Raw genomic sequence first — 20,841 nt, 5'->3', positions numbered from 1 at the left:
GCTACGACATGGAGGCCGGAATTGACGTCCATCATCACGCATTTGGCGGTTACACGCGCCATTCGATCGCACCGACGATAAGAATGCCTTGTTCGTAGCGGCGCGTTGCGCCAGCTGATTAAGACGCGCCAGGAAAGCTTGGACGTCAACATTCCGAGAGAGGAGCGTCATGACCGCCCAGACCAAGTCCGATACACGGTACGACGTCGTGATCGTCGGCGCAGGCCACGGCGGTGCGCAGTGTGCAATCGCGTTGCGTCAGCGGGGTTTTGCCGGTTCGATCGCCATGATCGGACTCGAGCCCGAACCGCCTTATGAACGGCCGGCACTGTCGAAAGAATATCTGGCGGGCGAGAAAAGCTTCGAGCGGCTTTATATCCGCCCTGCCGTCTTCTGGCAGAACAAGTCGGTGGCAATGGAGCTTGGCTTCGCGGTCACCGCGGTCGATCCCTCGCGGGGGTTGCTGACGCTATCCGACGGGCGGAGCATCGGTTATTCGAAGCTTGTATGGGCAACCGGCGGGCAACCGCGTCGGCTGACATGCTCCGGAGCCAATTTGGAAGGGGTGCATACGGTAAGGTCGCGTGCCGACTGCGACCAACTGATGCGTGAAATCGACGAAGGCGCGCGTACCTTTGTCGTGATCGGCGGCGGCTATATCGGTCTGGAAGCCGCCGCAGTCCTGAGAAAGCTCGGCTGCCGGGTTACCTTGCTCGAAGCATTACCACGTGTTCTAGCGCGCGTCGCAGGCCCTGAACTATCTTCGTTCTACGAACAGCAACATCGTGACCAAGGTGTCGACCTGCGAACCGGCGTCGCTGTAGACTGCCTCGTTGGGAACAAGCGCGTTGACGGGGTGCTATTGGCTGACGGCAGTGTGCTGCCCGCCGATGCGGTCATCGTCGGCATCGGCATCGTTCCGTCGGTCGAGCCGCTTCTCGTCGCCGGAGCGGCGGGCAGCAACGGCGTTGACGTTGATGAATATTGCAGAACATCGCTCGCCAACATCTACGCCATTGGCGACTGCGCCGCATTCGCGAACGTCCATGCAGGTGGGCTTCGGATGCGGGTCGAGTCAGTACAGAACGCCAACGATCAGGCTAGCTGCGTCGCGCGCGACATCGTGGGCGATGCCCTGCCCTATGCCGCGTTCCCCTGGTTCTGGTCGAACCAATACGATTTGAAACTTCAGACCGCAGGCCTGTCTATCGGCTACGATCGAAGCCTTATACGCGGCGATTTGGCAACGCGGTCGTTCTCTGTTTTGTATTTCAAAGACGATCACTTGATCGCAATAGATGCTGTAAACAGCGTCAAAGACTATGTTCAGGGCCGCAAATTAATCGAGGCAGGTACATCCCTCAATCCTGGCGTGTTGGCAGATGCATCAGTGCCCTTAAGTCGTCATACCTCCGCATCGCCCGCCTGACTTCGGTGAGAATTGCATCTATATGACACAAGGTTTAGGTGATTCACGAGAGAGCGCACATGGCGTTGTTCTAATTGTCCGATAAAGTGACAGAGCCGCACCTGGCGAACAAACAAAACAGAACTGAACGCTTTTATTATCGGCCGGTAATCTCGGGTATAATCGGCGTACGCTGAAGGTTGGCTGCAGCTGATGCGACTGCCCGGCTGAAAAGGGGTGCGCGACCACGGTCTACAATTGGTTCAACCGCTGCTCGCACCGAGATGCTCGCGCGATCTGCTGCCCGCTCTGGCGCGGTGATGAGGAGCACCGCCATCGACAGCACTTACGTGAAAGCCCAGCGGACCGCGCAGTTGCGCCTTCAAACGACGACGAGATGAGCGATTTAAGTGAAATCAACGTGGCTGCTCGGTTTGTGAAAAACATGGCCTCGTAGTGGCGTAGCCGAGCAGCTTGGCGTGAAAGTCTACATCTTTCTTTGTAGCAGCTTTAGACCGTCCAGCCGGACAGATCGTCCGATTGCGCGATCAACGCGAGGCCGTGCGCGATCGAGGTGAGTTCACCACCCGCGTCAATCCGGTCAGCACCGAAACGTTGCTCGAATAACCGTCGCACCGCGGGGACGAGCGAGGTGCCGCCGGTCAGGAACACGCGATCGATCGCGCCTGCCTCTATATTCGCATCGACGAGCGCCTCATCGACTGCGGTCGCCATGCGGGCGACATCGTCGGCGATCCAGCGTTCGAACTCAATGCGCTCGACGCTCGCCACGATATCCAGCTCGCCACCCGCGAAGCGGAACTCGGCTGCGTCCGCGAACGACAACTCGCGCTTCAACCGACCAACCGCATCGTAAAGCGGAAAGCCGAGTTCATGCTCGATGATCGCGATCATACGCCCGATCGCTTGCGCGTCAACTGCGCTGCGCTGCAGTCGCTCGAGCTCCGCCAGCGTCCGGCGATTGCGCATCAGCGCGAGCTTCGACCAGTCGCCGAAATCGGCAAAATAGCCGCCTGGGATCTCCAAGATCTTGTCGAACGAGCGATAGGCTCCGCCCTTGCCAAGCAACGGCAGCATAAGTCGATCGACGATGCGATAGTCGAACCGGTCACCCGCGATGCCGACACCAGCATGGCCGAGCGGCCGGCATTGAGGCCCGCCTCCGTCAGGCTCGATCCGCACGACCGAGAAGTCGCTGGTGCCGCCGCCAAAATCAGCCACCAGCAGCGTGGCGGGATCGGCCAGGCGCGCAGCGTAGCTATACGCGGCAGCGAGCGGTTCGTAAACGTAATGGATGTCGGCGGCGCGTCCGGCGAACATCGCGTCGTAGCGTTCTCGTGCAAGCGCCTCATCGGGTCTCGCTCCGGCATAGCGGACCGGCCGTCCCACCACCAAACGGTCGAGGCGCGAGAAGGCGTCGCCGGCATGCTCGCTCAAACGGTTGAGGAAGGCATGTCCGAGTTCCTCAAAGCGATAGCGCTTGTTGAAGACGGGGGCGGTGTCGAAGGAGGCACTCGCCGCGACCGATTTGAAGGATTGCAGGAAGCGGCTGCCGTCCGGATATTCCAGATACTCGCGGATCGCGGCCGGTCCGGCCTCCACCATCAAACCACCGCGCGCGTCCTCATCCTGCCAGAAACACAGGGCCGAGCGGAACACCTCGCTTCCACCGTCGCAATCAAGTGTCAGCAGCCGTGCGGAACGCGCGGCGCGGTCGGCCACGGCGACGACCGTGTTGGTGGTGCCGAAATCCAGCCCGACGGCGCGAAGGTTCGTCATGAGGAAAGGCCCGCCAGAGAGCGACGCGCTATGACGATCCCGAGCGTCAGCGACAAGTCCGACGCTTGATCCACGTTTGTTGTCGAGATTACGTCGCCGCTCTAGGCCGGTCGGCAATGCCAGCTTGTCTGCCATGAGCGATCTGTCGCCACGCGTCGCGGTTGCACTGCCGGCGAAGAACGAGGCGGGCGACCTGCCCGCCTGCCTCGACGCGCTAGATTGCGCCGCCGCGCGCTTTGCCGGCAAGGTGACCGTCGTGGTCGTGGCGAACAATTGCACCGACGCGACCGCGCTCGTGCTGGAGGAAGCGCGCATGCGCAACGCCGCGCTGCTGCCGATCTCTGTTTCGTTGCTGCCGGCGTTCCGCCACGCTGGCTGGGCGCGCCGCTTGGCCTTCGACGCCGCCGCCGCGACGCTGAAAGATTCTGACGACGTTCTCATGTCGACCGACGCGGATACCCGCGTGTCACCCGAATGGATCGTGCGGGCGGTCGGGCATCTTCGCGGCGGGATAGACGCTGTTGCGGGTCGTGCGCTGACGCGTCGCGACGATCGCCGCTCGCTAGGTGTCGAGGCGATGCGGCGGCTCAATCTGCTCGGTCGCTACTATACCGCGCTCGACTGGCTGCGCGCCGATGCGGCGCCTTCGCCGCACGATCCGTGGCCGCGTCACTTCTACGAAGGGGGCGCGAGCATTGCGCTGACGCTTGGCACCTACCGCCGGATTGGCGGCGCACCGACACCTCCGATCGCGGAGGACCGGGCGCTTTTTGCAGCGGTGCGCGTTGCAGGCGGCATGGTACGTCACCCGCTCGACGTTCGCGTCTTCACCTCCAGCAGGCTTGACGGACGGGCGCCAGGAGGCATGGCCGACGCGTTCGCGCGCTGGATCGCGCAGCCGATCGACGAGCCGCTACACGAAACCTACGCCTTCCCCGCCGCGCTCGATCCCGCGCGAGCGACCGCGGAAGACCGGCTCACGTTCGAGACACTGCCGGCAGCGGTTCGATGCGCCGGCGCGATGGTTCGTGCACGGCGATCAGCGCCGACGAAAAAGGTCGAGCCGGTAGCGCTCGCGCCGCTCCGCGCCGATCACGTCGATCGCGTCTCCCAGCAGCGATCGGAGCCGCTCGACAGCGTCGTCACCTGACATCGGATAGTCTGTGTCGCCGGTCCAATGGACCAGCAGCATGTCGCCGCCCTTGTTCACATGATCGCGCAGGTACTCCGCGCTGCGGGCCAGGTCGTCCTGATCCCAGTAATAGATCACTTCGGACAGCACGACGAGATCGAAGGCTCCTGCCGGCGCGTCGCCCGGCATCTGCCGCTGCTCGAACCGAACCTGATGCAGATCGGCGCAGCGTGCGTGCGCAGCGGCGAGTGCGGTCGGAGAGACGTCGATCGCCAGCAACGCGTCGCAGCGCGGCGCCAGTCGCTGCGTCAGCACGCCGTTGGCGCAGCCGACCTCGAGCGCGGACTCGAAATGCGCGCGCGGCAGGCTTGCGAGTGTGTGGTCGTACTTTGCGTGCTCGTAATCGCTCGTCTCGAACTGCCACGGGTCGCCCTGCTGCTTGAACAGCGCCTCGAACCAAGCGGGTTCGATCGATCGTTCACGCCTCATCGCGTTCCTCCAGCAAGAGCGTCAGCCGGCGATCGGCGAGGCGACGCATCGCGCGGGGCAGCACGAAACGGTCGCGTGCGCCGGCGATCCGCCCACCCAACTGGCTGCGGTGACACGCGAGCGCGCGTCGCTCGACGCCGCGACGCCCCTGCGAGGAGATGACGATCGGCCGCATCGTCGCCAGCTGCTCCGCGATGTCGCCGCGCGTCCATCCCCAGACGCAGTAGAACAGCGGCACGGTGCCGAGACGCCCCGCCACGGCGCGCGCCACCGCCGCCGCCGCCTGATGATCGCAATGCGGGTCGGCGGACCAAGTCGTTGCGATGCGGGTCAGACCCTGACGGCGACACATTGCCACCAACCGGTCGACTGTGCGTACCAATCGCGGGTCATCGGCGGTGAACGGCGCCGCGTCACGCCAGCCGCACCAGGCTGGCGGCGCGGAGGCGCCGAGCACGCGTAGAGCAGCCTTAGCCTCGGCCGCGCGAAGTGCGGCAACGCGCCGCGCAGTCCACCCCGGCGCATCGACGTGGCTCGCGGCACCATCGGTGAGAAAGGCGACCTGAAGCCTAGCGCCCGCGCGCGACAGCCCGGCGATCAACCCACCAGCCCCGAGCGCCTCGTCGTCGGGATGGGGCGCGAGGATCAGCCAGCCGTTACGCGCGGCCTGCGTGATCGGCAGCCGACGCGCGCGCAGCACCGTGCGACGCCAATGCGCCTGGCCCGGGATCACCACCACGAGTCGTCGCCCCAGCGATCCGCCTTGATCCACGCCGCCGCCGCCCGGTCACGCGCCTGATCGGGCACCGGCTGACGCAGGTACAGGCCGAGATCGCGAGTGATCCGGTCGACGCGGCTGTTCGCGAAGAATGACGCGGTGCCGATCGATCGCGCGGCGCCCTCCATCACCAGCAGCCCCGCCTCCTCGACAACGCCGCGCGTCATCAGCACGTGTGCGATCGCGTGCGGCGAGCCGCTTTCCGCCAGCCGGGCAGCGCGCTCGACCCAAAGCCCGGCAGAGCGCGTCGCGACGATCGCTGCGCCGATGCGCGCGCGCTGGATCGGGTCATCGGCTTTGTTGGTCGCGACGAGGTGATCGCGCCAGTGCCGCACCAACGCCTCGACCGCGCCCAGCTGCACCGCGGTGAACCGCCAAGCGCCGGCGGAGAAGCGCGGTTCCTGCTCGTAATCGCCCGCTCGTCCGATCAGCGCGTCGTCGCCGACGACCATGCCGTCGAAATCGAGCGTTCCGCTCTTGGTGCCGCGCATGCCGCGCACCTGCCACGCGCTGTTATCGACACGCGCAGCGGTGTCGGACAGATTGGCGAGCACCATCTGCTTGCGACCGTCCGCGCGGCTGGCGGTGATGAGTGCCTTGTCGATATGCCCGGCACCGGTCGCGAAGCTCTTTGCACCCGACAAACGGTGCCCGCCCGCGACCTGCTCGATCTGCATGCCGGGCGCCGGCTCGGTATTCCAAACGCCGTAGATGCGCCCCGCCACCAAATCATGCGCGAGCATCTCGCGTTGTGCGGCGGAACCGTAGGCCTGGACAAGTTGCGCTGCGTTAACATGACCTTCGTAGATGCGCCCAAGGCTTAGGTCGGCGCCACCGATGAAGCGCAGCGTCGTCAGTAGATCGGCCGCGGCATCTTCGTCACCTAGCGAGACAAAGGCGCTCGTCGCGCCGAGTGCGACCAGCGTCTGCAGTCGCTCGGTCGGGAAGTCCTCGTCGCTGTTCACCTGATCCCAGGCGCTAACGACCGGGCGCAGCCGCTCCACGACTGTCCTCGGTTCGCTCTCTTCACGATGCATTAGCAAACGGCGAACCTCCCCTTCGTGTCGCCTAGCGCGCCAGCGCCGATGCCGGTTCCCGCCTTCCCCAACTGCGGGCGCGATCGAGCAACAGATCGACGGCTGCAACCACCAGCAGCGACCCGCCGAACAGCGGCAGTACCAGTCCGCCGACCACGAGCGCCGCCAGCAGTCCGTTCGCTCGCGCGCCCGCGATGGCCGTCGAATCCATGTCATCGCCACACCGTTAATTTGTCAGCACCTGTGCAGTTGCACGCCGAGCTCGACCGCTTTTCCGACGCTTCCGTAGTCAGCGAAGCGTACCTCCGGTCCGATCTGGCGCAGGCTGTAGAGTTCGGCGTAGCTTATGCCCTGGCCCTGAGGCCGAACGGGATAGGTCCTCGCGACGTCGACACTCTCTGAGCCGCGCGGCAGATAGAGCCAATAACGCCCGTAAAGGTGGCGTTCCGCCAGCAATTGCGTCACGCGATCAATCTGCGGGATCGCCCTCACGTCGTTCGCCGTAGCTGAGGCCTTATGCCCCGCATGGCCGACGTGCTGATCGGGCGCGCTGGGATCGCGGCATTGGTGCCGCCTTCAGCCTTCAAGGGACGTCAACGAGGATTGCTATATCGGCACGCTGTGGGACGGAACGACGACGGATAGCCGACGCCCACCGCCGCACTAGCACGCTGGAGCAGGTCTCGGCTCACGCCCGCCCACGGCAGGCCGGTGACGATCGGGAAGCCGATCAGGCCGCCACTCCAGAATCCGACTGGGCCGTGTAGCGCACGCCGGAAGCGCCGACCGCGCAGGTCGAAATGCGGCCACATCAACTCTGCTCCACGCCTCCGCCGAGGCCTCGTCCCGCGCGGCCGTCACAGGGTTGTACTGGCGACGAGCAGCACCAACTCCCCGGCACGCTGCCAGCTCGACCAGCCGGTCGCCGACGGCTCCGATCAGCAACGATTCGTTTAACTCTTCTGCGATGCCGACTAGGGTACGCTCGTACACGAGGCTGCCGAACACGCGCTCGTGTGCCGGATCGACATGGACGCGCGGAGGCGCGGTATTGTCGGGCGCGACATAGACCAACGTCGCACGCTAGTTTGTTGCTGGCACATCGATGCGCAACATCGCTCCCGAATAGGTTGCCAGCGCCGCTCCGATCATGCACCATACCGGCACGCTGCGGTCGTGCGGCAGCACCAGTCGCAGCTATGGATAGATCAGGTCGTTCAGCTCGTGGATAGACAGGTAGATCGCGCCGATCGCACTCAGCGCAGTAGGAACGGTGCGACGATCAGCCCTGCCCAGAAATGCCCGCGCCACACGGCGCGGTGAAATGCAGCGGCTCGTGCCTTCCTTATCATACCGGTTGCGCCCTCAGCCGCGACGCCAGCGCGTTCTCGAACGCTTGCGTCGCGCCAATATAGACGTTGGTGGTGGGGTAGCCGAATAATCGCCGTGAAAAACATGGGCCAGGTTGCGCCCAATCGTGGTCAGTCTGACGGCGCGCGCGACCGGGACGAGATGCTTGCGTCCAAGGTGCTATGTCCGGCGACGCAGATCGTATTCGCCATGTCGATGTAGAAGTTGCTTGCACGGCGCAGGAAACTGCCACGCGTAACCTCGTGAGCGATCGTGTAGAGCACGAAGGCGTTGAGCGTCGTCAACGGCAGGTCGATCGAGCGATTGCCGCGCCTGCTGACCGCCGTGCCGGCCACGACCTCGTTCAATTCATCGTAGCGCGCGTCCGTGTACGATGCGCCGCCCGACAGTCGCAGCGACCTGAACGATGAGAGTGCGGCGGTCAGCTCGACACCGCGCACGACTAACGTCGACCCTGAACCGCGAGCGACCTATTGGCAGGATCGCGCGCGATAATGTCGCGGTGCTCAATGTAATAGGCGGCACCCGTCACGCTGACGTGCCAGGCGAAAGTGACGTTACTGCTGGTGAAGATCGCAGGCGATGTTGGCAGGGCGAGCACCGCCGGGTCGCGCACGTCCACCGCAGGGAGCGCGCTCGCCGCCAGCTGTTGGCGAAGGCTGGCGAAGTCCGTGGCGTTATGCTCGAGGCCGAGGCTCACCCGGTTGCACATTCCCGCAAGATGACCGTCATGCACGACCACCCGTCGCGCACTCCCAAAGCGATGATCGTGGCGGAAATCCTGGTAGCTCTGCCGAAAACTGCCGTTTGGAAACGCGTAATCCGGCGCTACGAACGTCTGCGTGACCGCGAGCAGAAAGGCCCGATCTCACCGTGTAGCCGGTGAGGTCGAGCTCCGCGGTCCAGCCACTGGCGATCTACCAGTGGACGCGCGAGCGTAGCGTTGTCTCATTCGATCCTGGATAAAAATCCAGCTGATTATAGTTGTGCCGCCTGAGCGCCCGGTCGCGGCGAGTTGCTGACCATGTAGCCGGCCAGGACCGCGACCTTCATCAGCAACGCCGCAAGATCAGCGCCGCGGATGACGTTGCGCGAGAAGATAGCGGAGCACGCTCACAGGCCTCGCCTTGCGGGGTAGACGGAGCAAGTCACGACTGGCCGAGCCATTCCAACGAGGTGCCAAGCTATCAGGGACGACGATCGATCAACCGGTCAAGAAGCGGGACGTCGAGCGGCGGCATCGGCAGTTGCCTGAGGTCGTGCGGACGGCCCCAACACAGATCGCTTGCATCAAGCGCGCGCGGAACGCCCGACCAACGCCGGCAGCAGAACAGCAGCAGGATCACGCAGCGCCCGCCTGCGACGTCGGTCGCGAAGCCGAACGGGAGGAGGTCGTCTTCCGCCACATCGATCGCGAGTTCCTCCCGCAACTCACGCGCCAGCGCGCGCGTCGGAGTCTCTCCCGGCTCGACCTTGCCGCCTGGGAACTCCCACAAACCGCCATGCGCCTTGTTCAAAGGTCGCTGCTGCATCAGCACGCGCCCACGCGCATCCTGCAAGGCAGCTGCGACGACGAGAAGCGGCGTACGGTTGGTCAAGGACACATGGGTGAGCGAATCGTTAAGGCTCAGCTGCTACTCCTTTGCTCCATGAGCGATGCCAGGTACATAAGGGCGAAGCTTGGTCGTTACGTCCGACTGCTTGCACAGTCGCGGCGCGGCGGCACTGCAGTCGAATACGCGATGATCATTGCGGTGATTTTCCTCGCCGTGGCTGCCGCCATCTCTCAGACGGCGGACGCCAATCTAGCAATCTGGGACGACGTGAGCGGCAAGTTCGCCGAAGCGATGCAGACGCCGTAATTTACCAATGCTCTTAAGCATTTCGCAACTGCCGGGCGTGTAGAACGGCGTTGCTGGATACCGGCCCCCGGTCGTTCAGCCGGGTAAACTACTCTTTCTGACATCGGAGATCGATATGCAGCAGATTCGCGCATTCCTGAAGAACAACAAGGGCGCCACCGCCATCGAATACGGCCTGATCGCCGCGCTCATCGCCATCGCCGCCATGGGTGCGATGACGCAGCTTGGTAACGGCATCAAGGACACGTTTGGGATCACCGCAACCAAGCTGACCACGTCAGCCCGTACCGCCCCGACGAACGGCGCAACGTCGTAATATTGCCGTCGCTCACTGATTAGACGTGAGCTGGGGGGCGGCGGAGCGATCCGCCGCCCTTTTCGCATGTGCGTCGCGCGTCAGGCGCGGCCCATCTTAAGGAACTTGTCGCGGCGCCCGCGCCGCAGCTGATCCGGCGTCTGGCCGACAAGCTCGCCCAGCGCGTTGTTTACCGCATCGCCCAGCGTCGCGATCGCGCCCGCCGCATCACGGTGCGCCCCGCCGACCGGCTCCGCCACGATCGTGTCGACGACGCCCATACCCTTCAGGTCCTGCGCGGTCACCTTCATCGCTTCCGCCGCATCTGCCGCCTTGTCGGCGGTGCGCCACAGGATCGACGCGCAGCCCTCGGGCGAAATGACCGAATAGACCGCGTGCTCGAACATCAGCACCTTGTTGCCGCTCGCCAGCGCGACGGCACCGCCTGAGCCCCCCTCGCCCACGATCGCCGACACCAGCGGAACGCCGAGCGATAGACACGTCTCGGTCGAACGCGCGATCGCCTCGGCTTGCCCGCGCTCCTCCGCCTGAATGCCCGGAAACGCACCCGAGGTATCGACCAGCGTGACGACAGGCAGCGCGAAACGGTCGGCGAGTTCCATCAGGCGGATCGCCTTGCGATACCCTTCCGGCTTTCCCATCCCAAAATTGTGCTTGAGGCGCGTCGCAGTGTCGTCGCCTTTCTCATGGCCTAGCACGAGCACACGTCGACCACGAAACGTCGCGAAGCCGCCCAGGATTGCCTGATCGTCACCGAACGCGCGATCGCCCGCGAGTGGCATGAAATCGCTGAACAGGCCGGCGACATAATCCTTGAAATGTGGCCGTTCGGGATGTCGCGCGACTTGCGTCTTCTGCCACGGTGTCAGCTTGGCGAACGTATCCTTCAGCAGCTTGTCGGATTTGGCCTGGAGGCGCGACACCTCGGCCGCGATATCGACCCCGCCCTCTGCGCCGGTGTCGCGCAACTCGTCGATGCGCGCCTGGAGTTCGGCGATCGGCTTCTCGAAATCGAGGAATTTGTACATCGCGCGCGGTTAGGACGCGCGCGCGCCAGCGTCAACGAGCGCCTCGCGTAGCGGGTGGCGCTCGTTCACCAGCTCGACCAGCCGACGCCGGTCGACATGGGTGTAGATTTCAGTCGTGGCGATGTCCGCGTGCCCCAGCATGGATTGTAAAGCGCGCAGGTCGGCGCCGCCTTCGAGCAGATGCGTGGCAAAGGCGTGGCGCAGCACGTGCGGACTCATGCGCTCGGGCGCGATCCCCGCCTCCGCCGCCACGGCGCGAACGATCTGAAACAGTCGTACGCGCGAGAGGTGCGTTTTTCCCGAAGGAAACAGGAACGCCTGATCGGTCGGCACATGAGCGCGCCATGCGGCAACCGCGGCGCGGGCACGATCGGACAAAGGCACCAGACGCTCGCGCCCTCCCTTGCCGCGCAGGATCAGGAACGGCTTGTCCGCCTGCACCGCACCGCGCGGCAAGCCGACCAACTCGCTCGCGCGCAGGCCGGAGCCGTAGAGCAGTTCCAGCAGCGCCGACAGCCGCAGGTCGGGTACAAGCGGCGGATCGCGTTGCAGCCGCTCGGCGACAATCAAGAATAATCGGTTGACCTCATCGTGCGACAGGGTGCGCGGCAACCCGCGTTCGGTACCCGGTCTTGGGAGCGCGGATGAAGGATCGTCGGCACGGTCACCTTCCTCGAGCAAAAAGCCGTAGAAGCGTCGGAGTGCCGCGGCCTTGCGCGCAACCGTGGCGCGCGACAGATCGCGCCAGCTCGCCGAGAGTCGTTCCAAACTCGCGGGCTGCGCGGTCGCGAGCTCGCCGCTAAGCAGTTCGGACGCGAGCCGCAGGTCGGTCCGGTATGCAGCCAGCGTGTTGCGTGCTGCGCCCGCCTGCGCCGCCATCATCTCCAGAAAGCGATCGATCGCGTCGTGGTCACTGGGCGGTGGCGCTTGCGTCACAAGCGCGTCAGCGCCTCCGCCGCGATCATGCGCGCCTCGCCTGTCAGACCAACTGCGCGCAGTGCGCCGACGATGCGATACAAGGCCGCGGGGGGAACACCTGCCCAGTCGTTCGTCTGCATGCCAACGGCACATAGGAGCACCACGGTGCCGGATTGCCCCTCCGCCGCCGCACGATCGAGTGCGCGTGTCCACGCGTTCGCCGCGCCAATGCGCACGTCGAGCGACTGCGCTGTCCCCTCGACCTCGCTTGCGCCGATACGACCCAGCCCGGCCATGCTTGCGAAGAACAGCTGCTTCTTACGCTGCGCATTCGCGCCCGTGGGCGCATAGTCGTCGACGCTGCCCCAACCACTGCCCGAACGATCCGGATCAGCGATCTGCAGCATCGCCCAGGCATCGCTGCCGGCCGGCACGTGTCCCTGCCAGCGCATCGCGGTGCGATCGAGACCGGCCGACAGCATCGACGCGATCAGCTGGTCCGCCTGCTCGACCCCGTCGAACACGGTCAGACGCCCCGCCGCGCGCGCCGTCAGGATCAGCCGGGCATAGCGCAGGGCGGGCGTGTCGCCGCCGTTCCACAACGCCGTCATCGCTTTCAGCCGGGTGGCGCGATCGCTGCCGACATAAGCGTCCTGCAGGTCGTTCGCGGTCTGCGCCAATGCTGCGGGCGCTTCCTCCAGTTCACGCGAGGCAGCGAACAGATCGACCAACGCGGCATTGGAGAGGATCCCCATTGCCGCCGCGCGCTCGGCCGGCTTCGCCCGATCGGCTAGCGAAATGGCTGGGGCGAGCGCACGCCAACCGGTGACCTGCGGCCCGGCCGTTTCGTATAGCGTGTCCGGCACGGCGACACCGGTTGCGGTCGCAAGGCCCCAGCGCCACGCTGTCAGTTGAGATACGGGATCCCACTCGATCGTGGTCGCCTGCCCGCTGTTGGCGCCTGCGCCGATCACTTTCTGTGCCAGTTGCAGATCTACTCCGCTCGCGATGCGGCGGCGGCGCAGCTTCTGAACGAGCGGGCGTGTCGGTTCGCCTGTCAGGCCCGCACACATTGCCTGCGCGGCTATCCAGCCGGGCTCGCTTTCCGCCACGCGTGGCGATTGCGCCAAGGTGCACAGCCCGGCTGGGTCGGCGGTCGCGAGCGCGGTCTGCATCCACACCTGCGCGAGCTTGGGCGTGACGTTGCCGACGTCGACCGAATGCGCCACCGCACGCGCCGCCACCGCCTCCCCCATTCGCAGCAGCAGCCATGCGCGCTCTGCCGCGAAATCGGCACCGTTCACGTGTGAGGGCGTGTTCAGTTGCGAGGCGAGCAGCCGACGCAGCGTGATCGACATCCAGCGCGACGGCAGCGGCGCCGACAGGCGCCGCATCAGCACTTCGAGGTAACGGCCGTCGGCGCGACCGAACGCGTCGGCGCTCACTCCTCCGTCACCGGCTCCGATCGGACCGACCCGCGTCAGCGACCGCCGCGCGAATGCAGGCATCTCGTAGAGCGCAAGTTGCGCCGCGTCAGGGGTCGGCGACGGCGTAGGCGTCGGAGTGGGGAGCACCAGCGGCGGTAACGCAGGCAGCGCGCCGGCGATGTTGCTCGAAGTCGGCGTCGCTCCGGCGTCACTGCTGCTGCCAGGCGTCGGCGTCGGTGCAGGCGCGGGTGCCGGTGTCTGCCCGAAGCCGGGGGGCAGCAGCGACTCCGGCCGCTCCTGCGCCAATGCCGTCGCCGTGATCGCTGTCGCGGCGACCCCGATCAGCAGGTGCTTAATTGGCAAGGTTGCCGAGCTCGACCGGCTTCTCGATCTGCGTCACCGGCCGCTCGGTCGCGCGTCCGGCGAAGAAGAACAAGGCACCCACGACCAGGACGATCAGCACCACGAGCGAGACGATGAAACGCATATCCGGACCTTGCACATGAACGGGTGACCTCACCGAGCGCTAGGTCTGGCGTCGGTGTCGAAGTGCGCTGTATAGCCCGCCCCATCATGTTGCATAGCCCGCCCGTGATCCCCGCCTGGACGGGGCGACCGATCGTTCTGGTCGGGCTGATGGGCGTGGGCAAGTCGACCGTCGGCCGACGGCTCGCCAACCGGCTGAAGCTGCCCTTCGTCGATGCCGATCACGAGATCGAGGATGCGGCGGGCATGACGATCGCCGACATCTTTGACCGCTTCGGCGAGGCGTATTTCCGCGACGGTGAACGCCGCGTGATCGCACGGCTGATCGATGGCAAGCCGAAGGTGATCGCGACCGGCGGCGGCGCGTTCATCAACGATCAAACCCGCGCGCTTATCCTGGCGGACGCGCTGTCGATCTGGCTCGACGCGCCGGTCGAGGTGCTGGTCGATCGCGTGCGTCGCCGCGACACGCGCCCGCTGCTACGCGGCCGCGATGCCGGCGCCGTGCTGCGCGATCTCGCCGCCAAGCGCACCCCGTTCTACAGCCTCGCGCACCTGCGTGTCGCGAGCGCAGATGCGCCGCACGAGAATACGGTGCGCGCCATTCTGGAGGCAATCGGTCGATGAAGGTGGTGCCCGTCGCGCTTGGCGCACGCAGTTACGAGGTCAGGATCGCGAGCGGGCTGCTCGCGCGTGCCGGCGACGAACTCGCCCCGCTGGTGGGCACGCGACCGGTCGTGATCGTTGCGGACGAAAATGTCGCGCCGCATCTCGCCTCGCTCGAACACTCGCTCGCATCGGCCGGCGTGAGCGCGCGTGCGATCGTGCTTCCCTCGGGCGAGGGCACCAAGAGCTGGGCCGTTCTCGAACGTTTGTGTGATGCGCTGCTCCAATATGGTGTCGAGCGGCAGGATCACGTGATCGCGCTCGGCGGCGGGGTAATCGGCGACTTGGTCGGGTTCGCGACCGCGATCCTGAAGCGCGGGTGCCGCTTCATACAGATTCCCACCACTTTGCTGGCGCAGGTCGACAGTTCGGTCGGGGGCAAGACTGGCATCAACGCGCGCGCAGGCAAGAATTTGATCGGTGCGTTCCACCAGCCGGCGGTTGTCCTGATCGACCCCGACGTGCTCAATACCTTGCCCGCACGGCAAGTGCGCGCCGGCTATGCTGAGGTGGTCAAATACGGACTGATCGATGACGCCGATTTCTTTGCCTGGTGCGAGGCGAACGGCGCTGCGCTGCTCGCCGGCGATCCTGCGGCGCGCGCCCACGCGATTGCGCACGCGGTCGCGGCCAAGGCGAGGATCGTCGGCGAGGACGAGTTCGAGACGATTGGTCGCCGCGCGCTCCTGAACCTCGGCCATACGTTCGGCCACGCGCTTGAGGCGGAGGCAGGATTCAGTGACCGCCTGCTACACGGCGAGGCGGTTGCAGCCGGGTGCGGACTGGCCTTCGACTATTCGGCGACGACGGGATTGTGCACGCACGAAGACGCCGAACGTGTGAAGGCCCACTGGCGCGAGAGCGGGCTGCCCGACGGACTTGCCGCATCGGGCATCACCGCGCCAGCGGCACGGCTGGTCGACCACATGCGCCACGACAAGAAGATGACAGCGGGCACGCTTCCCTTTCTGCTCGCGCGCGGGATCGGGCGGACCTTCCTCGACAAGACCGTCTCGCTCGATCGGGTGGAGCGATTCCTGAACGACAAGGCGCGCTGAGGGGGCGCAGGAACAGCGGAGCCGGCGCCACGTTGATCGCGCGCAACAACCGGCTGGAGTTTTCCCGCATGCCTTACCTCAAAACGCGCGACGGTACCGACATCTACGTCAAGGATTGGGGTTCCGGTCGCCCGGTCGTGCTGATCCACGGCTGGCCGCTGTCGTCGGACAGCTGGGACCCGCAGATGATGGCGCTCGCCGACGCCGGTTTCCGCGTCATCGCATACGATCGTCGCGGCTTCGGGCGCTCGGGGCAACCGTGGTCGGGATACGACTATGACACGCTCACCGATGATCTGGCCGACGTGATGAAAGCGACCGGTGCGGACAGCGATGCGAGCATCGTCGGCTTCTCAATGGGCGGCGGCGAGGTCGCACGCTACATGAGCCGGCATGAGGGCCGCGGCGTGGTCTCGGCCGGGCTGATCTCGTCGGTCGTGCCATACATGCTGAAGACTGACGACAATCCCGATGGCACGCCCGCGGAAAAGCTGCAGGAGATCGCCGACGGCATCAAAAAGGATCGCCCCGCCTTCTTTCAGTCGTTCTTCAAGGACTTCTTCGGCGAAGGCTATCTGACCAGCCCGGTCAGCAGTGCGACGATCGATTGGGCTTGGCGGCTGGCGATGCAGGCCGGGTTGAAGCCGACGCTCGCCTGCGCCGAGAGTTTCGGCAACACCGACTTCCGGCCCGATCTGCCTGCGTTTCGTGTGCCCACGCTGGTTCTGCATGGCACGTCGGACAAGACGGTACCGATCGATGCCGCAGGTCGCGCAGCAGCGGCAGGCATCGCAAACAGCCAGCTTGTCGAATATGACGGCGCGCCGCACGGTCTGTTCGCAACCGAGGGCGATCGCCTGACGCAGGATCTGCTGACCTTCCTGCGCTGAGAGATAACGGCGGGGCCGCTCGGCGCGGCTCCGCCGATTACTTCAAGGGGACGATCACCTCGTCCGGGTGAGCGACATTTAATTCCTTGCGAACCAACTCGTCGACTAGGTCGGGATTGGCGTGGCGCGGATCGAGCAGCGCCACGCGGTTGCGCAACATCGTCCGCCGCTCGTCGAGTTGCTGGTACTGCCGCTCACGCACCGCAATCTGCTGCTTGTAGTCACCAAGCGCGAAGATGCCGTTCGAACCAGTTACGGCGTAAGCGCCGAAGAACGCCATGACCGACAGCGCCGCGGCGGGTACCGCCGCACGGCGGAGAAGAACGAGCGGAGGGGTCGGCTTGCGGCGCATCGCGCGACAGAATCGCGCAGATGCGCCCCGTTTGCAAGGCGGCTCAGCGCATGCGGAGCACGTCGCGGCCCGCGTAATGCGCGACCTTGTCCAGTTCCTCCTCGATCCGGATCAGTTGGTTGTACTTGGCGAGCCGATCCGAGCGCGCGAGGCTGCCCGTCTTGATCTGCCCGCAGTTGGTCGCAACCGCCAGATCGGCGATCGTCGCATCCTCGGTCTCGCCCGAGCGGTGGCTCATCACCGCGGTGTAACCGGCGCGCTCGGCGATGCGGATCGCTTCCAGCGTTTCGGACAAGGTGCCGATCTGGTTGACCTTCACCAGCAACGAGTTGGCGAGCCCGCGACCGATCCCGTCGCGCAACCGCTTCGGGTTGGTGACAAACAGATCGTCGCCAACCAGCTGCACCTTGCCCTCGACCGCGTCGGTCAGCGCCTTCCAGCCCTCGAAGTCGTCCTCGGCCATGCCGTCCTCGATCGACAGGATAGGATAACGCGCGACGAGGTCGGCGAGGTACTCCGCCATCGCGCCGGGTTCGAGCGTCAGGTTCTCGCCCGAGATGACGTACTTGCCGTCCTTGAAGAACTCGGTCGCGGCGCAATCGAGCGCCAGCATCACGTCGTCGCCCGGCGTGTAGCCCGCCTTCTCGATGCTCGACATGATGAAGTCGAGCGCGTCGGTCGTGCTGGCGAGGTTGGGCGCGAAGCCGCCCTCGTCACCCACCGCGGTCGCCAGCCCCTTGTCGTGCAGACCCTTCTTCAGCGTGTGGAAGATCTCCGACCCGCAGCGTACCGCCTCGCTGAGCGAGGGCGCGCCGACCGGCATGATCATGAACTCTTGGAAATCGATCGGATTGTCGGCGTGCTCGCCGCCGTTGATGATGTTCATCATCGGTACCGGCAACACGTGCGCCGCGACACCGCCGACATAGCGGTAGAGTGGCAGCCCGCGCGCGTCCGCGGCGGCCTTGGCGACCGCCAGACTAACGCCCAGAATCGCGTTGGCGCCCAGCCGCCCCTTGTTGTCGCTACCGTCGAGCGCGATCATCGCGTGATCGATCTCGAGCTGATCTTCCGCGTCCATGCCGACGATTTCGCCCGCGATCTCCTCGTTCACTGCGGCGACCGCCTGGTCGACACCCTTGCCGCTCCATTTCGCCTTGTCGCCGTCGCGCCGCTCGACCGCCTCATGCGCGCCGGTCGACGCACCCGAAGGTACAGCCGCGCGGCCGAAGCTGCCGTCCTCCAGCAACACATCGACCTCCACCGTCGGATTGCCGCGGCTGTCCACGATCTGGCGTGCGTGAATGTCGATGATTGCGGTCACGTAACGATCCCCCTAGCTGTTCGGGCAAAGCAATGTCGTGGGCGGCTGTAGCGAGCGGCGAGTGATGCCGCAACGCGAGGGAACCGGCGGCGACGCGCGGGGTTCACGACGAAACCATGAAGGACATGACCACGATGGCCGACCCGAATGATCGCAACGATTTGGCCCCGATGACCAGCGGCGATATGGATACGCCGAGCGGCAGCGCATCGTTCCAGCAGGCAGCGCCACTCAAGAACGCAAACCCGGGCAGCAACGCGGGAGGCGCTGACACACTGTCGTCGAAGGCGAGCGAGGCAGGCGAAACAATCAAGCAGGGCGCCTCCGACTTACGCGGGCAAGCGACCGACCGCGTGCGCCTTTTCGCTGAGGACGGCAAGTCGAAGGCAACGGACGCGCTAGGCCAATTGACGCAGATTCTGAACGATGCCGCGGCGCAGGTCGATGACAAGCTCGGCAAGCAGTACGGCCAATATGCCCGCAGCGCCGCGGATCAGGTGCAGGCGTTCGGCACCAAATTGGACGACACGACGGTCGACGAAATTTTCGACGAAGCGCGTGAACTGGTGAAGAAGAGCCCTGGTGTTGCCGTTGGGATTGCGGCCGCGGTAGGCTTTGTCGTCGCACGCCTCGTCTCCGCCGGTGTCGAGCAGCGCGGCGCCTGACGCGATGAGCGACCCGAGCAACGTGACGCCGATCAGGCGCACGACTGAGGCAGTTCGTGAACGGATAGCGCCGGAACCCGGCTTGACCGATCTCGTATCTCGTTTGACCGGCGACGCGAAAGACTTGGCGCGTGCTGAGTTCGACTTGCAGAAGGCGAAAGTCAGCGAGGCGGTCGGACGATATAAGAACGCGATTATCTTTTTTGTTATCGCGGCTGTCCTCGCGTTCGCGGGCCTGATTGCGCTGCTTGTTGGCGCAATCGAGGCGCTGGCGACGCTGATCGGTCCCGGTCTGGCGACGTTGGTAGTGGTTGGCAGCACATTGCTGATCGCCGCAATCCTTGGCATCGTTGGCAAGAACCGCCTTTCACCCAAGGCTGGCGTGTGAGTACGCCTGCCGACGTGGCCGCAGCAGAGGCGCGTGCCGCAGAGGCGCGAGCGCGACTGAACGGAACGGTGGAGCAGTTGCAGGGGCAGCTTGCACCGCGCAAGCTCGCTCGCACCGCAGCCGATCGCGTTACAGAGAATGCGCAAAGTGCAGCACGCGCGTCAATCAAGACCGCGATGCAGCATCCTGGCGGGGTGACCGGCGGCGTCGCAGCCGTGGTCCTCTTCCTGTGCCGTAAGCCACTCGCCCGCGCGCTCGGCCTCTCCAAGCGACCGCCATCACCGGCGAAACCGCCTCATCTCAGGCGCGTTCGATAACTCATTCTTCCGTTCGCGAAAGGAACGACGACATGACCGACCACAATCATGCGGACGACCACGGCAAATTCCGCGAGAGCCTCGACACCGCCAAATCGGCCGTGACCGAAGCCGTCGAGACGACACGTGAGAAGACGCGTGAGTTCGCGCACCAGACCGCGCATGCGGCGGAGACCAACCCGCTCGCGATCGTCGCCGGCGGTATCGCGCTCGGCGCACTCGTGGGTGCGATCGTGCCGCGCAGCGCGAAAGAGAAGGAACTGCTCGCCCCGGTTGGCAAGCGGCTCGGCGCGACCGCCGTTGCCGCTTTCGCAGCAGCGCGCAACAGCGGGAAGAGCGAGCTTCAGAACATCGGCTTCACCAAGGGTGCCGCAAAGGATCAGGTAAAGACCCTGTTGCAAAACGTCGCCGGTGCGGCGGCAACCGCTGGCAAGGCGGCAGCATCAGCGGGAAAGCAGGAGCTTCGTCACTCCGACGATCAGCCGGCCGGGCAGACGAGCGCAGCCTGACCCTTCACCTAACCCGCCGAGGACGCTAGAGGGGCCAGCATGAGCAAGCTTCATCTCGTCTTCGGCGGGCGCGTCAGCGACCCCCGCACGCTGGAATTCAACGATCTAAAGTCGATCGACGTCGTAGGCGTCTTCCCTGATTACGCCAGCGCAGAAAAGGCATGGCGCGGAGCCGCGCAGCGGACAGTTGACGACGCCGAGATGAAGTACGTGGTGGTACACCTTCACCGCCTGCTGGAGCCGTCGCTCAAATCCGAAACGTAACAATGAGGCAGACGTTGTCACACGACGCGACAGCGTCTGCTTATTAGAGCGTCAGTGAGAGTACGAGTTATAGCGCACCTGTTCCGTGCTGGGCATCTTTAGCGAATGGCGTTCCGACCTGCAGATCGGCACAGAGAAACAAACAGCGCCAGCCGCAACTGCTACTTTGCAACCTGTACTCGCCCCAATAGCTCGCGCTGATCGCGACCGTGGGGCGATCAGATGAATTCAATCTTGGACACGAGATAGTAACGGTCGCCGGACGGCACCGTCACCTCGACCTCGTCGTCGACACTTCGGCCGATCAACGCGCGACCCAGCGGCGAGTTGTAGCTGATACGCCCACCCTTCGCGTC

Annotated in this window: 28 protein-coding genes; 12 read left to right on the top strand and 16 right to left on the bottom strand. The window is 65.1% G+C overall.

The features are described from left to right. Positions 1-169 precede the first annotated feature (169 nt). Positions 170-1,429, top strand: coding sequence for an NAD(P)/FAD-dependent oxidoreductase (locus QZ847_RS02690; protein WP_294352838.1), 1,260 nt, complete (start codon positions 170-172; stop codon positions 1,427-1,429). Between the two features lie 489 nt (positions 1,430-1,918). On the opposite strand, the gene QZ847_RS02685 is transcribed toward QZ847_RS02690, so the two are convergent. Further along, a complete protein-coding gene (locus QZ847_RS02685) occupies positions 1,919-3,208 on the bottom strand; it encodes an Hsp70 family protein (protein ID WP_294352836.1) in 1,290 nt (429 codons plus the stop codon). Positions 3,209-3,341: 133 nt separating this feature from the next. On the opposite strand from QZ847_RS02685, the gene QZ847_RS02680 reads away from it, so the two are divergent. Then, positions 3,342-4,358, top strand: a complete 1,017-nt coding sequence (locus QZ847_RS02680; RefSeq protein ID WP_294352834.1) for a glycosyltransferase — start codon at positions 3,342-3,344, stop codon at positions 4,356-4,358. On the opposite strand, the gene QZ847_RS02675 is transcribed toward QZ847_RS02680, so the two are convergent. The 8 genes from QZ847_RS02675 to QZ847_RS02640 form a co-directional block, all read right to left on the bottom strand. Beyond that, the gene (locus QZ847_RS02675) at positions 4,248-4,829 is read right to left on the bottom strand and encodes an SAM-dependent methyltransferase (protein ID WP_294352830.1); all 582 of its coding nucleotides are present in this window, start codon (positions 4,827-4,829) and stop codon (positions 4,248-4,250) included. The genes QZ847_RS02680 and QZ847_RS02675 overlap by 111 nt on opposite strands. Beyond that, positions 4,819-5,568: a PIG-L family deacetylase gene (locus QZ847_RS02670; RefSeq protein WP_294352828.1), complete on the bottom strand. Its 750-nt coding sequence runs from the start codon at positions 5,566-5,568 to the stop codon at positions 4,819-4,821. Before QZ847_RS02670 ends, QZ847_RS02675 begins: the two co-directional genes overlap by 11 nt. Further along, positions 5,559-6,611 (bottom strand): acyl-CoA dehydrogenase, encoded by a 1,053-nt coding sequence (locus QZ847_RS02665; RefSeq protein WP_294352826.1) that lies wholly within the window; start codon positions 6,609-6,611, stop codon positions 5,559-5,561. The genes QZ847_RS02670 and QZ847_RS02665 overlap by 10 nt, the downstream gene beginning before the upstream one ends. A 64-nt stretch (positions 6,612-6,675) precedes the next feature. Next, positions 6,676-6,855 (bottom strand): hypothetical protein, encoded by a 180-nt coding sequence (locus QZ847_RS02660; protein ID WP_294190274.1) that lies wholly within the window; start codon positions 6,853-6,855, stop codon positions 6,676-6,678. Positions 6,856-6,878: 23 nt separating this feature from the next. Then, complete coding sequence (locus tag QZ847_RS02655) at positions 6,879-7,136, bottom strand: hypothetical protein (RefSeq protein ID WP_294352824.1); 258 nt, start codon at positions 7,134-7,136, stop codon at positions 6,879-6,881. A 989-nt stretch (positions 7,137-8,125) separates the two neighbouring features. Continuing rightward, positions 8,126-8,455 carry a hypothetical protein gene (locus tag QZ847_RS02650; RefSeq protein WP_294352822.1) on the bottom strand — a complete coding sequence of 110 codons (330 nt, stop codon included), beginning with the start codon at positions 8,453-8,455 and terminating at the stop codon, positions 8,126-8,128. A 2-nt stretch (positions 8,456-8,457) separates the two neighbouring features. Further along, positions 8,458-8,757 carry a hypothetical protein gene (locus QZ847_RS02645; protein ID WP_294352820.1) on the bottom strand — a complete coding sequence of 100 codons (300 nt, stop codon included), beginning with the start codon at positions 8,755-8,757 and terminating at the stop codon, positions 8,458-8,460. Positions 8,758-9,202: 445 nt separating this feature from the next. Further along, a complete protein-coding gene (locus QZ847_RS02640) occupies positions 9,203-9,613 on the bottom strand; it encodes a (deoxy)nucleoside triphosphate pyrophosphohydrolase (RefSeq protein WP_294352818.1) in 411 nt (136 codons plus the stop codon). 51 nt (positions 9,614-9,664) lie between these two features. On the opposite strand from QZ847_RS02640, the gene QZ847_RS02635 reads away from it, so the two are divergent. Beyond that, positions 9,665-9,877, top strand: a complete 213-nt coding sequence (locus QZ847_RS02635) for a Flp family type IVb pilin (RefSeq protein ID WP_294352816.1) — start codon at positions 9,665-9,667, stop codon at positions 9,875-9,877. Between the two features lie 115 nt (positions 9,878-9,992). Next, the gene (locus QZ847_RS02630; protein ID WP_294352815.1) at positions 9,993-10,193 is read left to right on the top strand and encodes a Flp family type IVb pilin; all 201 of its coding nucleotides are present in this window, start codon (positions 9,993-9,995) and stop codon (positions 10,191-10,193) included. 80 nt (positions 10,194-10,273) lie between these two features. On the opposite strand, the gene QZ847_RS02625 is transcribed toward QZ847_RS02630, so the two are convergent. The 4 genes from QZ847_RS02625 to QZ847_RS02610 are packed head-to-tail and all read right to left on the bottom strand — an operon-like array spanning position 10,274 to position 14,053. Beyond that, on the bottom strand, positions 10,274-11,221 hold the full coding sequence (locus QZ847_RS02625) for an acetyl-CoA carboxylase carboxyltransferase subunit alpha (protein WP_294352813.1): 948 nt from the start codon (positions 11,219-11,221) through the stop codon (positions 10,274-10,276). 9 nt (positions 11,222-11,230) lie between these two features. Continuing rightward, the gene (locus QZ847_RS02620) at positions 11,231-12,157 is read right to left on the bottom strand and encodes a tyrosine recombinase (protein WP_294352811.1); all 927 of its coding nucleotides are present in this window, start codon (positions 12,155-12,157) and stop codon (positions 11,231-11,233) included. After that, a complete protein-coding gene (locus tag QZ847_RS02615) occupies positions 12,154-13,929 on the bottom strand; it encodes a hypothetical protein (protein ID WP_294352808.1) in 1,776 nt (591 codons plus the stop codon). The genes QZ847_RS02620 and QZ847_RS02615 overlap by 4 nt, the downstream gene beginning before the upstream one ends. Further along, positions 13,919-14,053: a hypothetical protein gene (locus QZ847_RS02610; RefSeq protein ID WP_294190267.1), complete on the bottom strand. Its 135-nt coding sequence runs from the start codon at positions 14,051-14,053 to the stop codon at positions 13,919-13,921. Before QZ847_RS02610 ends, QZ847_RS02615 begins: the two co-directional genes overlap by 11 nt. 86 nt (positions 14,054-14,139) lie before the next feature. Between QZ847_RS02610 and QZ847_RS02605 the strand changes: the two genes are divergently transcribed. From QZ847_RS02605 to QZ847_RS02595, 3 genes are all read left to right on the top strand, one after another. Then, positions 14,140-14,679 (top strand): shikimate kinase, encoded by a 540-nt coding sequence (locus QZ847_RS02605; RefSeq protein ID WP_294190266.1) that lies wholly within the window; start codon positions 14,140-14,142, stop codon positions 14,677-14,679. Then, complete coding sequence (aroB, locus tag QZ847_RS02600) at positions 14,676-15,776, top strand: 3-dehydroquinate synthase (RefSeq protein WP_294352806.1); 1,101 nt, start codon at positions 14,676-14,678, stop codon at positions 15,774-15,776. The genes QZ847_RS02605 and aroB overlap by 4 nt, the downstream gene beginning before the upstream one ends. Before the next feature lie 68 nt (positions 15,777-15,844). Further along, positions 15,845-16,666, top strand: a complete 822-nt coding sequence (locus tag QZ847_RS02595; RefSeq protein ID WP_294352804.1) for an alpha/beta hydrolase — start codon at positions 15,845-15,847, stop codon at positions 16,664-16,666. A 37-nt stretch (positions 16,667-16,703) separates the two neighbouring features. Here the strand turns inward: QZ847_RS02595 and QZ847_RS02590 are convergent, their stop codons facing one another. Together QZ847_RS02590 and eno are read right to left on the bottom strand one after the other, a co-directional pair. After that, positions 16,704-17,018, bottom strand: coding sequence for a septum formation initiator family protein (locus tag QZ847_RS02590; RefSeq protein ID WP_294190263.1), 315 nt, complete (start codon positions 17,016-17,018; stop codon positions 16,704-16,706). Positions 17,019-17,061: 43 nt separating this feature from the next. Further along, entirely contained in the window at positions 17,062-18,342 is a 1,281-nt protein-coding gene (eno, locus tag QZ847_RS02585) for a phosphopyruvate hydratase (RefSeq protein WP_294352802.1), read from the bottom strand. A 116-nt stretch (positions 18,343-18,458) separates the two neighbouring features. Here eno and QZ847_RS02580 point away from each other — a divergent pair, with 116 nt between their 5' ends. The 5 genes from QZ847_RS02580 to QZ847_RS02565 are packed head-to-tail and all read left to right on the top strand — an operon-like array spanning position 18,459 to position 20,485. Further along, positions 18,459-19,007, top strand: coding sequence for a hypothetical protein (locus tag QZ847_RS02580; RefSeq protein WP_294352801.1), 549 nt, complete (start codon positions 18,459-18,461; stop codon positions 19,005-19,007). A 4-nt stretch (positions 19,008-19,011) separates the two neighbouring features. Further along, positions 19,012-19,395: a phage holin family protein gene (locus QZ847_RS02575; protein ID WP_294352800.1), complete on the top strand. Its 384-nt coding sequence runs from the start codon at positions 19,012-19,014 to the stop codon at positions 19,393-19,395. Further along, positions 19,392-19,712, top strand: coding sequence for a DUF3618 domain-containing protein (locus QZ847_RS16990; RefSeq protein WP_366930163.1), 321 nt, complete (start codon positions 19,392-19,394; stop codon positions 19,710-19,712). The genes QZ847_RS02575 and QZ847_RS16990 overlap by 4 nt, the downstream gene beginning before the upstream one ends. Before the next feature lie 32 nt (positions 19,713-19,744). Then, positions 19,745-20,221 carry a hypothetical protein gene (locus QZ847_RS02570; protein ID WP_294352799.1) on the top strand — a complete coding sequence of 159 codons (477 nt, stop codon included), beginning with the start codon at positions 19,745-19,747 and terminating at the stop codon, positions 20,219-20,221. A gap of 39 nt (positions 20,222-20,260) precedes the next feature. Beyond that, positions 20,261-20,485, top strand: a complete 225-nt coding sequence (locus QZ847_RS02565; protein WP_294352797.1) for a DUF4170 domain-containing protein — start codon at positions 20,261-20,263, stop codon at positions 20,483-20,485. Positions 20,486-20,703: 218 nt separating this feature from the next. Here the strand turns inward: QZ847_RS02565 and QZ847_RS02560 are convergent. Then, positions 20,704-20,841: GreA/GreB family elongation factor (locus QZ847_RS02560; protein ID WP_294352873.1), on the bottom strand; the 138-nt coding region annotated here is incomplete at its 5' end.

The sequence above is a fragment of the uncultured Sphingomonas sp. genome (genome assembly GCF_913778135.1).
Taxonomy (GTDB): Bacteria; Pseudomonadota; Alphaproteobacteria; order Sphingomonadales; family Sphingomonadaceae; genus Sphingomonas.
This window is presented reverse-complemented; position numbering and strand designations above follow the sequence as displayed.